This is a genomic window from Marinomonas sp. ABL3_031, assembly GCF_056161265.1.
Genome location: NZ_JBSWYU010000001.1, coordinates 480,713 through 493,912 on the forward strand (window position 1 = coordinate 480,713; position 13,200 = coordinate 493,912).

The following is a 13,200-nucleotide window of genomic DNA, read 5'->3' on the forward strand; positions in this document are numbered from 1 at the left end:
ATTATGTCTTTGAGTAATATTTTTACCATATCAGGTTCGGCAATGAGTGCCCAGACAGTGCGACTGAACACAGTCGCGAGTAATATGGCAAACGTGGACAGTGCGGCCAGTTCAGCGGATCAAACTTATCGTGCACGTAAGCCGGTTTTCTCCCAAATGATGAACGACTCCATGCGCAAGCGGGGGTGGGGATCTACTAAGTTAGATGAGTCTGGAGCGGGCGTTGGAGTAAAGGTTGATGCTATTGTTGAGTCTGATGCACCGTTGCAGCCAAGATATGAGCCAGATCATCCGATGGCGAATGAAGAAGGTTATGTGTTTTATCCAAACGTTAATCCGATGGAAGAGATGGCTGACATGATGTCAGCGTCACGTTCCTTTCAAACGAATGTAGATGTTATGAACTCAGCGAAAAGCATGATGCAAAAAATGCTCACGCTTGGACAGTCCTAGGAGCAGATAGATGGCAAATATATCTGATAAAAATGGCTTGGGTGGTCTGATCTCGCAATACGGTACTGATGCGGCGAAATCCAAAGCGGGTATAGAAAAGCCTGAAGCAAAGCCGGACAGTGCAGCCTTGGCAGATCAAAATGTATTTCTTAAGTTATACATTGAACAGTTAAAAGGACAAGACCCGACTGCGCCTCAGGATGCAAATGACATGGTGGCACAAATGTCGCAGTTTAGCTCTTTGGAAAGGTTGACCAGTATTTCCGATCAATTGGAAACTATGGCGACATCATTAACTTCTAATCAGGCCTTGAGTGCCTCTACCTTAGTGGGTAAGTCAATTTTGATGGATGGCAGCAAGGCTAAAATGACTGACGGGCCAGATCCTTTGTTGGTGAAGGCTGTTGTACCAGAATCGTCGAAAAGTGCCGTCATTAAAATTTATGATGCGGATAATAAGTTGGTTAGAACTGCACCAATGGACACAGGGGAATTTAGCTGGAATAAGCTAGATGATGAGGGGAATCCTTTGCCAGCGGGTGAGTATCGCTTTGTCGCTACCTCCACTGATGCGCAAGGAGAGACATCCTCAATGTCAACACGTGTACCAACTCGAATTCAGGGTGTCACCATCAATGGTGAAGATGGCACCGTCTTGAACGTGGAGAACCACGGCAAGGTTAAATTAACAAAAGAACTAGAAATCTTAGGGTAACTGGAGAGCGTTATGGGATTTAATACTGCACTGTCTGGCATTAAAGCCTCGGCTGATTATTTGGGTGTTACGGGTAATAATATTGCCAACGCCGATACCACTGGCTTTAAGAAATCACGCATTGAATTTGATGACTTATACAATACGAGTGTACTGGGCGCGGGCAGCGGCAATAGTATTGGCTCTGGTGTAAGTGTGAGTAAAGTGGCACAAGAATTTTCGCCTGGTAACCTTTCCTATACGGATAACAATCTGGATTTGGCTGTCGATGGAACGGGCTTTTTTGTATTGGATGCGGGGATAGCACAATCTTATACGCGAGCTGGTAATTTTAAATTAGATGAAGACGGTTTTCTTGTTACTAATACAGGCAGTCATGTGCAAGGTTTTAATGCCGTTGATGGTGTGGTTGGCGGAAATTTGGATGATTTGAGAATCCCAACGGAAAGGATCCCTCCTGAGCCAACGAGTGAAATGGAGCTCCAAATTAATCTTAACTCTAAAAGTGAAGATGTCCCTCCCTTTATAAAGGTGGATTTTGATCCGTTGGACCCTGATACTTTTAATTATACGCAAACTCAAGGTGTGGCTGATGCCAATGGTAATACGCACATTGTGACTTATTACTACGCAAAAAGTGAGTTGCCAAATACCTATCGAGTACATGCTACTGTAGATGGCAATCTTACCGATGATACTGGTGCTGCTTTCTTGGGAGAAACCTACGCCACCTACAACTCTGCAGAGGGTGGAAAGGATTTTAATGGTGATGGCACCAATGAAGCCCCTTTCGAACTATTGTATTTGGGTGGAGCTAATCCTGGTGTGGCGGATATTGAGGCGGGAGCCAGAGCCCCAATCACCATAACGGGAACGCTTGGTGGCGCTGCGCTAACAACTACATTGGCGGTTGAGAATGTGCGGAATCCAAGTTCTGTTGCTCGTGAGGCATTTGATGCATTAGATCCAGATACTTACACTTATGGTAATACTCGAACGGTTTATGACTCTTTAGGTGAACCGCATACCATTGGTTATTACTTCATTAAGCAGGGTGAAGATAATACCTATGAGATGAGAGTGACAATGGATGGCGAAGAAACGTTTGAAGATCCGCTTACTGGAATGGAGACTCGTTTTCTTGAAGAGGACACCTCGGTACGTTTTGATAATGCAGGGAACTTGATGGGGGCATACCGAGGTTTACCGCCATTTGAAGTGACTCAACCCATCAGTCTTGAAATTGTTGGTCTAGATCCAACTAATCGCACGCGTATTACTCCGATAGATATGGTGGGGTCTACGCAATATGCCCTTGAGAATACAGATACTTTCGAACAGGATGGTTATTCAGCTGGTGAGTTACAAGGGGTTTCTTTTGATGCTGATGGCTTGTTAATAGCCAGTTATACCAACCAGCAAACGGCAACACTTGGCCAGGTCGCCTTGGCAACTTTTGACAGTACTGATGGTTTGGTGCCTACAGGTCATACTTCATGGTTAGCGAGTAAAGGGTCGGGTCCTGCCGATATTGGTCGTCCAAACAGTGGAACCTTGGGTAAAATTCAAGGGGGTGCGCTAGAGGAATCGAACGTTGATTTGACGGCAGAGCTGGTCTCTTTAATTGAAGCGCAGCGAAATTATCAAGCGAACAGTAAAACATTAGAAACAGAAAATACTGTTACGCAAACCATAATAAATCTACGTTAAAAATTTCTGGAGAGAGAAGTTTAATGGCCGAAGCGGCATGTCTGCTTCGGTTTTTTTTGTTTTTAATAAGTTGGTACGCTTTTTGAAAGAGGGCTAGTAAGATGGCCTAATTTTGATGGGAGCAGGTAATGGATAAAGCATTATATTTGGCGATGAGTGGCGGTGTGCAGACCATGAATGCACAAGCCATTCATGCCAATAACCTAGCCAACGTGAATACCACTGGATTTCGTTCGGATTTTGAGCAAGCCCGCGCTATGCAAGTCTATGGGGACTATTACCCTAGCCGTGTTTATGCGATGACGGAGAATCCAGCAACGCGATATACCCAAGGGGACATGATCCAAACAGACCGTAATCTGGATGTAGCAATCAATGGGGAAGGCTTCATTGCTGTTTATGATGAGAATGGTCAAGAGGCTTATACTCGTGCTGGCGACTTGCAAATTAATGCCGCAGGGCAATTGGTAACGGGACGAGGTTTGCCTGTTGCCGGTGTTGGAGGTCCAATTTTTCTTCCGCCAGTAGATAACATTAATATTATGGCAGACGGTTCTATATCTGTCGTTCCGCAAGGTGGTGCGGCTAATGAAGTGGCGGTGATCAATCAAATCAAGCTTGTAAACCCTGACAGTCAAAATATCCGTAAAGGTCAGGACGGTTTGATACATACCAAGAATGGTGAGTTTCTTGAGTCCGACCTTAATGTTCAGTTAGTCAGTGGCTTTGTTGAAGGTAGTAATGTAAACGCGGTTGAAGAGATGGCACACATTATGAACTTGGCGAGACGTTTTGAAATGAATGTCAAAATGATGGATACAGTTAGTGAGAATGGTAATGCTTCGGCGCGTATTTTGCAGCGTACCGCTTAAATAATATTTGATTAACAAATCGATTTACAGATTAGAGAAAGAGACAGTTATGAATTCAGCATTATGGGTAAGTAAAACCGGCTTAAGTGCTATGGACAAGCAGCTTAACGTGGTAGCCAACAATTTGGCGAACGTTTCTACCACTGCATTCAAAAAAGATCGTGCGGTATTCGAAGATCTGATGTACAAAACGGTACGTGCGCCAGGTGGATTAAGTGCACAAAATGCTGAGCTCCCTTCAGGCTTGCAGTTGGGGACAGGTGTAAAGGTTGGTGCAACACAAAAAGACTTCTCTAACGGTGATTATAATATGACGGATCGTCAGTTAGACATTGCGATTCAAGGGAAAGGCTTTTTCCAAGTGGTGCAGCCTGACGGTACGATTGCTTATACCCGTGATGGTAGTTTTCAGTTGAACAGTGAAGGACAAATCGCTACGTCTGGGGGCTTGGTGTTGGAGCCAGGCATTCAAATTGACCCTAATGTATTGGAAATTATTGTTGCGGACGATGGCGTGGTTTCTGTCAGAATGAGTGGTGAGACAGACCCTCAAGAAGTTGGCACAATTAACCTCGCGGGTTTTATTAATCCAACAGGTTTAAACTCAGTTGGGCAAAACCTCTTTACGGAAACCAATGCTAGTGGTCCGCCAATTGTGGCAGCGCCAGGCGAGGACTCTCTTGGTTCTCTAGGGCAAGGAATGTTAGAGGCATCTAACGTGAACTCTATCGAAGAGTTGGTAAATATGATTACCACTCAACGAGCTTATGAGATGAATTCGAAAGTCATTGCCTCAGCGGATGGTATGATGAGCTTTGCGATTCAGCAGTTATAATGAAGAGTATTGAATGATGAAGATAAAACTTTTTCTACTGGCTTTACTCAGCTCTTGTCTTACCGGTTGTTTGACTTGGGATATTGATCAGCAAGCGGTGGCGAATGCAGCAGCAGCTGGGGCGGTTGGGGCTGTGGCAGATGCCGTGGTTGAAGCTGTTGCAGATAATAATGAAGCTGATGAGGAAGAAGGAGACGTTGAAGAGCCGAGAAAAGGTTTTGTACCGGATCCTAATGACCCGATGAATGGCCCAGAAATAGTTGAAGCGATTCAGCAAGATGATCCGTATTATACGCCAATTTACCCAAATGATATGGCATCGGCGCAGGCGCCAACAGGTGGCATTTATAAGACGGCTATGGGGGATGTTTTCTTTGGTGATCAAAAGGCCAGTAAAGTGGGTGATATTTTGACCATCAACCTAAATGAAACCACGACTTCCTCAAAAGCGAACGCGGCATCTGTGTCTAAATCTTCTTCTGCGACCATTGAAAATCCAACCGTACTTGGTCAGGAGCTAAGAATGGATACTAGCTTGCCGCAGCAGGGGACAGATTTTTCCGGAAATGCGTCAGCAAACCAAAATAATAGTTTAACTGGAACCATTACGGTAACGGTATACAAAACGTATTCAAATGGTTTGCTGGCAGTGCGTGGTGAGAAGTGGTTACGCTTGAATCAGGGAGATGAATATATTCGTTTTTCCGGTCTCGTTCGTAAGCAGGATATTTCGCCTAATAATACCGTTGAGTCTCAGCGCGTTGCGGATGCGAGAATCACCTACTCAGGTACGGGTGAAGTGGCTGCTGGTAGTGAACAAGGTTGGGTGAGTCGTTTGTTAAACTCAAGAGACATGCCTAATTAATAGAACCAGCTACAGTGACAGAGAAAAATAAGAAGCAAGGTCTTCTTCAAATGGGTGAACGAATGAAACGTATTGTATTGTTGATCATGTGCCTTTGGACCGTTTCTGTTCAGGCTGAGCGCTTAAAAGACATTGCTAGTGTGCAGGGGGTGCGCGATAACCAGCTATTTGGTTATGGTCTGGTGATTGGTTTAAATGGTACAGGTGACAGTACGCCATTCACTAATCAAAGTTTTGCTAGTATGTTGTCTCGTTTTGGCGTTACCTTGCCTGAAGGAGTGAGCGCCACTTCACAGAATGTGGCTGCCGTTTCCCTTACCGCTACCTTACCAGCCTTTGCTAAACCTGGTCAGAAAATTGATGTGACCGCTTCGTCCATCGGTAATGCCAGTGCGTTAAGTGGCGGAACTTTGTTGTTGTCCACATTGAAAGGGGCGGATGGCGCTGTGTATGCAATCGCTCAAGGTAATGTGGTTGTAGGTGGTTTGGGTGCTAACGGTGCTGATGGTTCTCGTATTTCAGGTAATGTTCCTACTGTTGGGAGAATCCCCAATGGTGCGAGTGTGGAGCGTATCGTGCCAAGCAGTTTTAACCGTGGCGATACGCTGACATTTAATTTGAATCGTCCCGATTTTACGACGGCTAAACATGTTTCTGACAAAATTAACGATTTACTCGGTGCGGGTGTGGCGACGACACTTGATGCGACTTCGATCCGAGTATCTGCGCCAAGAGATCCTAGCCAACGAGTGACTTTTTTATCGATATTGGAAAACTTGGAAGTGGATGTGGCCGAAGAGCGGGCTCGTATAGTGGTGAATTCGCGAACCGGTACCATTATCATCGGTCAGCATGTCAAGGTCTCTCCTGCCGCCATTACGCATGGTAGCCTTACTGTAACCATTACAGAAGTACCACCGCAAGTCGGGCAAGATGGAATGGTGACGGGAGGAGAAACCATTGTTTCTCCACGAGCTGGAATTGATATTACCGAGGACAGTGGGCATATGTTTATGTTTGATCCTGGCGCGTCATTAAATGATATTGTTCGTGCTGTCAATCAAGTGGGTGCAGCACCGGGAGATGTCATGGCGATCTTAGAAGGATTGAAGCAAGCGGGCGCCATTAACGCCGATCTAGTGGTGATTTAATTATGATCAACTCAGTGCCATCTAAGCAGGACTTCTTTGCTGACTTTTCTTCTTTAACGGATTTAAAAACCAAAGCTAAGAAGGATCCAGATGCAGCGTTGCAAGAGGTTGCCCAGCAGTTTGAGTCGATTTTTATTAATATGTTATTAAAGAATATGCGCAGCACCAATGAAGCCATTGGTGACGGCTTGTTTTCCAGTACTCAAACGAAACAGTATCAGGAAATGATGGACTCTCAGATGGCGCAAAGTATGGCCAAGTCAGGGGGCATTGGTTTGGCTGATGCCTTGGTTCGTCAATATCAGTCCCAGCAACAGAATCGTATCAGTTTGCCAGACTCCTCCCTTGCGGATGACACAGAGTTTCTCAACCAACTTGCTAAGCAAGATATGGTTCGTATTCAAGCGCTTGCAAAGCGAGCATCTTCTGAATTCATCGAATCGATTCAACAAGAGAACGAAGTGTCCGACAGCCAGCAGGTAAATAACCCCTCTGCTTTGTCCGTGGTGTTTCGTTCGCCACAAGAATTTGTCGACTCCTTGTGGCCATATGCGCAGCAAGCAGCACAAAAATTGGGTGTTAATCCTAAGGCTATCCTTGCGCAAGCTGCTTTGGAGACGGGGTGGGGAAAATATCCAATCGCTAAAGAGGATGGCACGGCGAGTTTTAATTTATTTGGTATCAAAGCCGATAACCGTTGGTCTGGTGATCGTGCTGTGGTGAGTACATTAGAATTTCGTGATGGGGTTGCACAGCGTGAAAAAGCGGCCTTTCGTGCCTACGATTCTTTTTCTCATAGCTTCAATGATTATGCTGATTTCTTGCGTTCCAGTGAGCGGTATAAAGATGCCTTAGGTGCTGGAGACGACGCGTCAAAATTTGCCGCTTCCCTACAAGCAGGTGGCTATGCCACCGATCCCCAATATGCTCAAAAGATTGATAACATATTGTCTAGTCAATGGTTTGAGCGTCTTTAGAAAGAATTTTTATGGCTTTTTATTAAGTTGGTAAGCTTCTTGCTATCTCTAGCTATTGTAGGATTTTTTTACTGCAATTTGATTTTTTATTTAGGCTAGAGGTGTGAGCAATGGGCTCAAATTTATATTCCGTTGGTTTGTCTGGACTCATGTCCAGCAATGCTCGTATTAATACTACGGGACAAAACACAACCAATGTGGACACCGAAGGTTACAGCCGTCAAAGAACTGACACAGTGAGTTCACCTGTAGGCGGTGTTGTGATCCGAGATACCTCTCGTCTCGTTGATAATTTTGTTAGCCAACAAGTTCGTACAGATTCTTCTAAGTATTCATACTATGATGCTTATTTGTCGATGATCTCTACTTCAGATAGCTTATTGGCTGAAGATAGTATTTCCTTGAATACTTATCTTAACAATGCTTTTGATGCTTTGCAGACGGCGAATAATGACCCAACGTCTGCCTCTTTAAGGTCATTAACTTACTCCAGTTTAGAAAATCTAGTACAACAATATAAGGTGCTGTCCAGTATTGTCAGTGATCAGGAAGGCTTGATTGATGAACAGTTAGGTTCTTCGCTTGATGACCTAAACGCCATCACATCAGAAATATCAAATTTAAATAAGGCCATCTTAAAAAACGAGAGTTTTTCTATTTCTCCTGCGAATGAATTACGAGATCAGCAAGAAGTATTAGCAAAAAAATTATCCGAGTATTTAGATGTTAGAATCCAATATAATGATGATGGGTTAATGTCGGTTCAACTAGCGAATGGACAGCCTCTCGTGATGGATAAAAATACAACGGAATTGGTTGTTCGTCCTAATGCTCTTGATCCGAAAAAAGTCGATTTGATGGTTAACTTTGGGGATTATGAAGTTGGATTAAAGACCGAAAACTTAGGTGGTAGCCTTGGTGGTTTGATCGACTATCGTACTGAATTTAGTACCTACTCTGATAGAACATTGGGTCAACATGCCATTTCAATGGCAGATGCCATGAATACGCAAAACAAAAAGGGCGTTGATGCTAACGGACAGCTCGGTCAAAACTTATTTACCTTAGGTGAAATTAAGGTCTACTCTTCAATAGATAACCTTGAGAAAGCGGACAATATTTCGGTCAAGGTTGCCGATGGGCAATCCAGTAAAGTGTCCATGGACACGTTTGAGTTGACTCGAACAGATGATGATTATTTTGTTATTAAAACAATCGACATGAACGGTAAATATATTGGTCAGCCTATTACATTGGACTTAGAAAATTTACCTAAAGACAGTAACGGCTATTTTAACATTGCCGAACTTGGTCTGGATTTGCGTTTATCAGATATTGATAACATTGATTATGATGATATATTTCGTTTTACGCCAACTGAAGGGGCGGCATTAAACTTAAGCATGTTCGCTAAGAATGGTGAGGCACTGGCGTTGGGGGCACCTTTAGCAGTAAACACAAGTTCTAATAATTTGTCTGATGCTCGGATTTCGCTCAGCGCTGTCACCAATACAAACCCAATTTCTTCGGCCTTTGCAGCTGATGGCAGCCTTTACCCAAGCGCTCCCCATCAAATTTATTTTACCTCACCAAGTTCTTATGTGGTCAGAGACGCATCGGGTGTTGAGATTGCCTCGGTGAAAAATGTGACTCAGTATACTAAGTTGCTTGAGCAGGCAGGGTTGGCAGAGGAGGCTGGTTTTGACGTATCTGTTTCTTCGAAACCAAAACGTGGGGACGAATTCACCATATCTACAGAGAATTTGGGGGTATCGGATAACTTTAATGGTCTTGCTCTTGCAGCCTTGCAAACTAAAGATTTGGTTGCTGGTAAGGCGACGCTAATGAAAGCGTTTTCAGGTTATATCTCATACGTTGGTAGTAAAACTGCGGAAGTAGAGGGACATGCTGATGCCACTAGAATCGTTATGGAGGAAAGTGTTGCGCGTCGCGATAGACTTTCCGCGGTTAGTTTGGATGAAGAGGCTGTTAATTTATTAAAATATCAGCAATCTTATTCCGCGTCTGCGCAAGTAGTAACAGCCGCTCGAACCACGTTTGAAACCTTGCTTGGTATTATGAGGTAATGTTATGCGAGTAACGAATAATTTGATCTTTGATCAAGCAAGTAAATCGATCAGTCAGGGAAATGATAAAGTACTTGATATACAAAGAAAAATTTCTGCTCAAACAAACATAATTAAGCCCAGTGATGACCCTGTCGGAGCGAGTCAAATTTTGTTGTACGAGGGTAAGAACCGTACTTTGCATCAGTATGACGACGCGATCAAAATGGCAAAGGGGAACTTGGAGTATCAAGAAGTCGCAATGGAAGGCTTGAATGATTATTTGGATTCAGCTCGAACGTTATTCATTCAAGCTCAAAATGATATCAATACTCAAGAAGATATCAACGCCATAGTCCACGAAATATCTTTGATTACTGAGTCTATGGCGGACCTCATGAACTCTCGAAGTGCTGATGGTAGTTATATTTTTGCTGGTACGGATTCTCTCAGCCCTGCTTATATGCTGGGCAGTGATGGGCGCTATCATTGGTCAGGTAATGAAGGACAAAAATACGCTCAAATATCGGAAGACTTAAGAATTCCGGTTACGAATTCTGGTAAGTCCTTGTTTCAAGATATTTGGACCAACTCAACCTTTACCTCAAAATTAACATCTGGCAATGTGCTGTTAACAGATAAGGTTCAGGATCAGGCTGATTTTGATAGCTTTATGGATAAAAATTATGACCCTGAATTGCCTCATTTGAATAAGTATCAGCTGATTACCTCTTATCCTGAGATTGATGATGCGAGTGCGGGTGACGACCTTGATTATCGCAATGCAAATGTTGCCGAGGATGATTATCAATTTTATACTGGAAAACAAGCAGAATATGCGATTATGAATAGCCAAGGGGAAGTGATAGATTCTGGTCACTACTCCATTGGCAAGCCGATTGTATTTGCAGGTATGTCTTTTATATTAGAGGGCGCGCCAGAGGCGAGTGTTGATATTACTCTAAACAGACCTAAGAAAGATAATGTGTTGAATCAAATCAAGGATTCACTTGCTGTATTAACGGATGTGAACTCGACACATGAGCAACGAGAAGAAGCTTTCTTTAGTGCGACTTACAGTATTAATGAAGCGCAGCAAAGAATTGGTGATAGTCGTTCTGAAATTGGTGCGAGATTGAATGTTATCAGCGATAGGGAAGATTTCAGTTCAGCTAATCGTCTGAATAATGCGATAGCACAACACCGTGAAGGTGAGTTAGACATGGGCGATGCTGCAACGCAATTGTCAATGAAAGAAGCTGCATTGGATGCCTCGCAAAAAGTATTTTCACGTGTCAGTAATCTATCGTTATTTAATAAAATGTAATCATGCGGAGTGCAAGCTGAGCAATGTCAGCATTTAAAATAGAGTCATGTTTTGGGGCTGATATTAATGTTGGTTACTTTGATGTTGAAGAAATTCTCGACATCATGAAAATTAAGTCGCAAGTCCTCGGTAGCAAACGCATTAAAAGCCTTATTGGTATGCATGGTAAAAAAGATCGTATTGTCGGCATCGCAATGCGTCAAGTGACTTTCGATGTACTTCGCTCTACATTGGATGAAGCCTTCTTACCTTATGATCCTTATTTTAATGATGGAACTTTACTGAGTAGTCGTCGTGAACGTTTGTACGATGCCCAAGAACGCTTTTTGATTTTATGTATGTCTTTGGTGGCTGGGCGATCAGTACGCAGCTTAAAAAAACTCAATCCAGGTTTAACCACAAAAGATCTAAGATCCAAACATGCCCGTGGACAAAGCTTGTTTCGTTATTTCCGTCAAGAACTGAATGAACAAACGCGTGAACAAGTTTTGTCTTATAAAGCGCGTATGAATAACAATATGGAAGGTGCTGACGGCGAAGCGAAATTGACTGAAGAGATGGCCGCTGAGCAAAAAGCTCGCGCCGCTTTAATGAAGAAGGCACCTAAAGATACACGTTTCATTCCTACCAACTTTGATGATGAGGTGGTCACGGGGCTAAAAATTTTCCGTGATGGTCATGAGCTGCTTGCACAACAGGTAGAAAATTTTAGACGTGGGCAGCAATTAGATGTTGAGGTGTTGAAGAAGTTTTGTCGACGCTTGATTGATTCCCATACTCGCAATAATTTTGCTGTCATGGCGTTACGACATATAAAAGATGCTGATACTTATTTAGAGCAGCATGCTATTGGTATGGCTGTGTTAGGTATTCATTTTGCTAAGGCGATGCAGTTAAATAATGCTTATGTGGAAGTGATTTCCTTAGGTGCATTGTTATTTGATCTAGGGCGTTTTCGATTGCCCGCAGCAATGATGGCAAAGACCACCAAAATGACGGATGGTGAGTTTGATCTGTTTCGTAAGCACATTCAATTTGGTGAGCAAATTCTGCAAAAGTGTGAGGCTGTTCCCAAAGCTGTGTTCCAAATGCTATATGACCATCATGAAAAAGTGGACGGCTCAGGTTATCCAGAAGGCAAACAGGGCCAAGAAATTTCCGTTTACGGTAAGATTGCCGCTATCATTGATGCGTATGATGCCATTACTTCGGAGCAAGCTCATAAACCTTCAATAGGGCCGATTAAAGCCTGTGCTAAACTTGAACGCGAAGCTGGCTTGGCATTTGATAAAGAGCTCATTAAGGTATTTCTGAAAAGTATCGGTCAAGTTCCTGTGGGTTCTTGCGTGTCTTTATCTAATGGTCGAATTGGTTTTGTTCTTACTTTGAATAAAGCGTTTCAGCCTAACCTAGTTCGTCAAGTATACAGTATCACCAGCAAAGCCTTTATTGAAGCAACCGATATTGAACTGAACAAATCTGCCAATCTGAAATCCGATGTAGTGATTGAAGAGGGAGTGGACCCACAAGATTACGGTTTGCAGTTCATTAATCACATTTCATAAATTTTACACTCTTCCCTAAGGAACGTGCGATTAAGTCCGATTATTAGCACTAAGTCGCAGCTGGCCTGATTCGCTCTTTAATTTACTTAAAACCTCGGTTTTTAGTGTGTCTTATCCCCTAGTTGGAGTCTTTAAAGCTCCAACTGCCGTCATCAAAACGGATTAACCCCGTGCAGACCTGATCATCTGATCCACTCGTAGCAAATTTCCCAGTGCAAACAACACCGCGAGCTTGTTATCATTTTTTGATAAACCTTTATAGATCACTTTACGGAAGCCAAACTGGCACTTCAGTATCCGAAACGGATGCTCTACTTTTGCTCTGATGCTGGCTTTTATGTACTCAGTATTGATAGGCTTTTTATTAATTCGGGGAGGTTTCTTTCATGCCCGCACCTTGCTTGGCATCTCTGCAATCAACCAGTCTAACTTCTTATCTTTGGTTTCCTCACGTTTTTCTACACCACAGTAGCCTGAGTCGGCAGAAACAAACGTCTCATCGCCATGTATGAGCTCGTTGATTTGATCTAGGTCATGCTCATTCTCGGATGTGGTAAAACTGTGCACCAAGCCACGTTTAGCATCGACCCCAATATGCGCTTTAAGTCCGAAGAACCATTGATTTCCTTTCTTGGTTTGATGCATTTCTGGATCACGTGATTTG

Annotated in this window: 11 protein-coding genes and 1 pseudogene; 11 read left to right on the plus strand and 1 reads right to left on the minus strand. The window is 43.3% G+C overall.

The features are described from left to right. The first annotated feature begins 3 nt into the window (after positions 1-3). From flgC to ACXAH2_RS02400, 11 genes are all read left to right on the plus strand, one after another. A complete protein-coding gene (flgC, locus tag ACXAH2_RS02350; protein WP_475076350.1) occupies positions 4-453 on the plus strand; it encodes a flagellar basal body rod protein FlgC in 450 nt (149 codons plus the stop codon). A 10-nt stretch (positions 454-463) separates the two neighbouring features. Beyond that, a complete protein-coding gene (locus ACXAH2_RS02355; RefSeq protein WP_475076352.1) occupies positions 464-1,168 on the plus strand; it encodes a flagellar hook assembly protein FlgD in 705 nt (234 codons plus the stop codon). Between the two features lie 12 nt (positions 1,169-1,180). Next, positions 1,181-2,878 (plus strand): flagellar hook-basal body complex protein, encoded by a 1,698-nt coding sequence (locus tag ACXAH2_RS02360; protein WP_475076354.1) that lies wholly within the window; start codon positions 1,181-1,183, stop codon positions 2,876-2,878. Between the two features lie 128 nt (positions 2,879-3,006). After that, positions 3,007-3,750, plus strand: a complete 744-nt coding sequence (gene flgF / locus ACXAH2_RS02365; RefSeq protein ID WP_475076356.1) for a flagellar basal-body rod protein FlgF — start codon at positions 3,007-3,009, stop codon at positions 3,748-3,750. A gap of 49 nt (positions 3,751-3,799) precedes the next feature. Next, positions 3,800-4,585, plus strand: a complete 786-nt coding sequence (gene flgG / locus ACXAH2_RS02370; RefSeq protein WP_475076358.1) for a flagellar basal-body rod protein FlgG — start codon at positions 3,800-3,802, stop codon at positions 4,583-4,585. A 13-nt stretch (positions 4,586-4,598) separates the two neighbouring features. Next, complete coding sequence (locus ACXAH2_RS02375) at positions 4,599-5,450, plus strand: flagellar basal body L-ring protein FlgH (RefSeq protein WP_475076360.1); 852 nt, start codon at positions 4,599-4,601, stop codon at positions 5,448-5,450. Positions 5,451-5,512: 62 nt separating this feature from the next. After that, a complete protein-coding gene (locus ACXAH2_RS02380) occupies positions 5,513-6,601 on the plus strand; it encodes a flagellar basal body P-ring protein FlgI (protein WP_475076362.1) in 1,089 nt (362 codons plus the stop codon). 2 nt (positions 6,602-6,603) lie between these two features. After that, positions 6,604-7,578 (plus strand): flagellar assembly peptidoglycan hydrolase FlgJ, encoded by a 975-nt coding sequence (gene flgJ / locus ACXAH2_RS02385; protein ID WP_475076364.1) that lies wholly within the window; start codon positions 6,604-6,606, stop codon positions 7,576-7,578. Positions 7,579-7,688: 110 nt separating this feature from the next. Continuing rightward, positions 7,689-9,665, plus strand: a complete 1,977-nt coding sequence (gene flgK / locus ACXAH2_RS02390) for a flagellar hook-associated protein FlgK (RefSeq protein ID WP_475076366.1) — start codon at positions 7,689-7,691, stop codon at positions 9,663-9,665. A 4-nt stretch (positions 9,666-9,669) separates the two neighbouring features. Then, on the plus strand, positions 9,670-10,971 hold the full coding sequence (flgL, locus tag ACXAH2_RS02395; RefSeq protein ID WP_475076367.1) for a flagellar hook-associated protein FlgL: 1,302 nt from the start codon (positions 9,670-9,672) through the stop codon (positions 10,969-10,971). 23 nt (positions 10,972-10,994) lie between these two features. Next, positions 10,995-12,536 (plus strand): HD-GYP domain-containing protein, encoded by a 1,542-nt coding sequence (locus ACXAH2_RS02400; protein WP_475076369.1) that lies wholly within the window; start codon positions 10,995-10,997, stop codon positions 12,534-12,536. 162 nt (positions 12,537-12,698) lie between these two features. Here the strand turns inward: ACXAH2_RS02400 and ACXAH2_RS02405 are convergent. Then, positions 12,699-13,200: pseudogene (locus ACXAH2_RS02405) on the minus strand (IS5 family transposase); the annotation flags it as partial.

Excerpts from the sequence above, each read along its gene's own strand:
- flgC (WP_475076350.1), top strand. The coding sequence starts at position 4 with ATGTCTTTGAGTAATATTTTTACCATATCAGGTTCGGCAATGAGTGCC.
- ACXAH2_RS02355 (WP_475076352.1), top strand. The coding sequence starts at position 464 with ATGGCAAATATATCTGATAAAAATGGCTTGGGTGGTCTGATCTCGCAA.
- ACXAH2_RS02360 (WP_475076354.1), top strand. The coding sequence starts at position 1,181 with ATGGGATTTAATACTGCACTGTCTGGCATTAAAGCCTCGGCTGATTAT.
- flgF (WP_475076356.1), top strand. The coding sequence starts at position 3,007 with ATGGATAAAGCATTATATTTGGCGATGAGTGGCGGTGTGCAGACCATG.
- flgG (WP_475076358.1), top strand. The coding sequence starts at position 3,800 with ATGAATTCAGCATTATGGGTAAGTAAAACCGGCTTAAGTGCTATGGAC.
- ACXAH2_RS02375 (WP_475076360.1), top strand. The coding sequence starts at position 4,599 with ATGATGAAGATAAAACTTTTTCTACTGGCTTTACTCAGCTCTTGTCTT.
- ACXAH2_RS02380 (WP_475076362.1), top strand. The coding sequence starts at position 5,513 with ATGAAACGTATTGTATTGTTGATCATGTGCCTTTGGACCGTTTCTGTT.
- flgJ (WP_475076364.1), top strand. The coding sequence starts at position 6,604 with ATGATCAACTCAGTGCCATCTAAGCAGGACTTCTTTGCTGACTTTTCT.
- flgK (WP_475076366.1), top strand. The coding sequence starts at position 7,689 with ATGGGCTCAAATTTATATTCCGTTGGTTTGTCTGGACTCATGTCCAGC.
- flgL (WP_475076367.1), top strand. The coding sequence starts at position 9,670 with ATGCGAGTAACGAATAATTTGATCTTTGATCAAGCAAGTAAATCGATC.
- ACXAH2_RS02400 (WP_475076369.1), top strand. The coding sequence starts at position 10,995 with ATGTCAGCATTTAAAATAGAGTCATGTTTTGGGGCTGATATTAATGTT.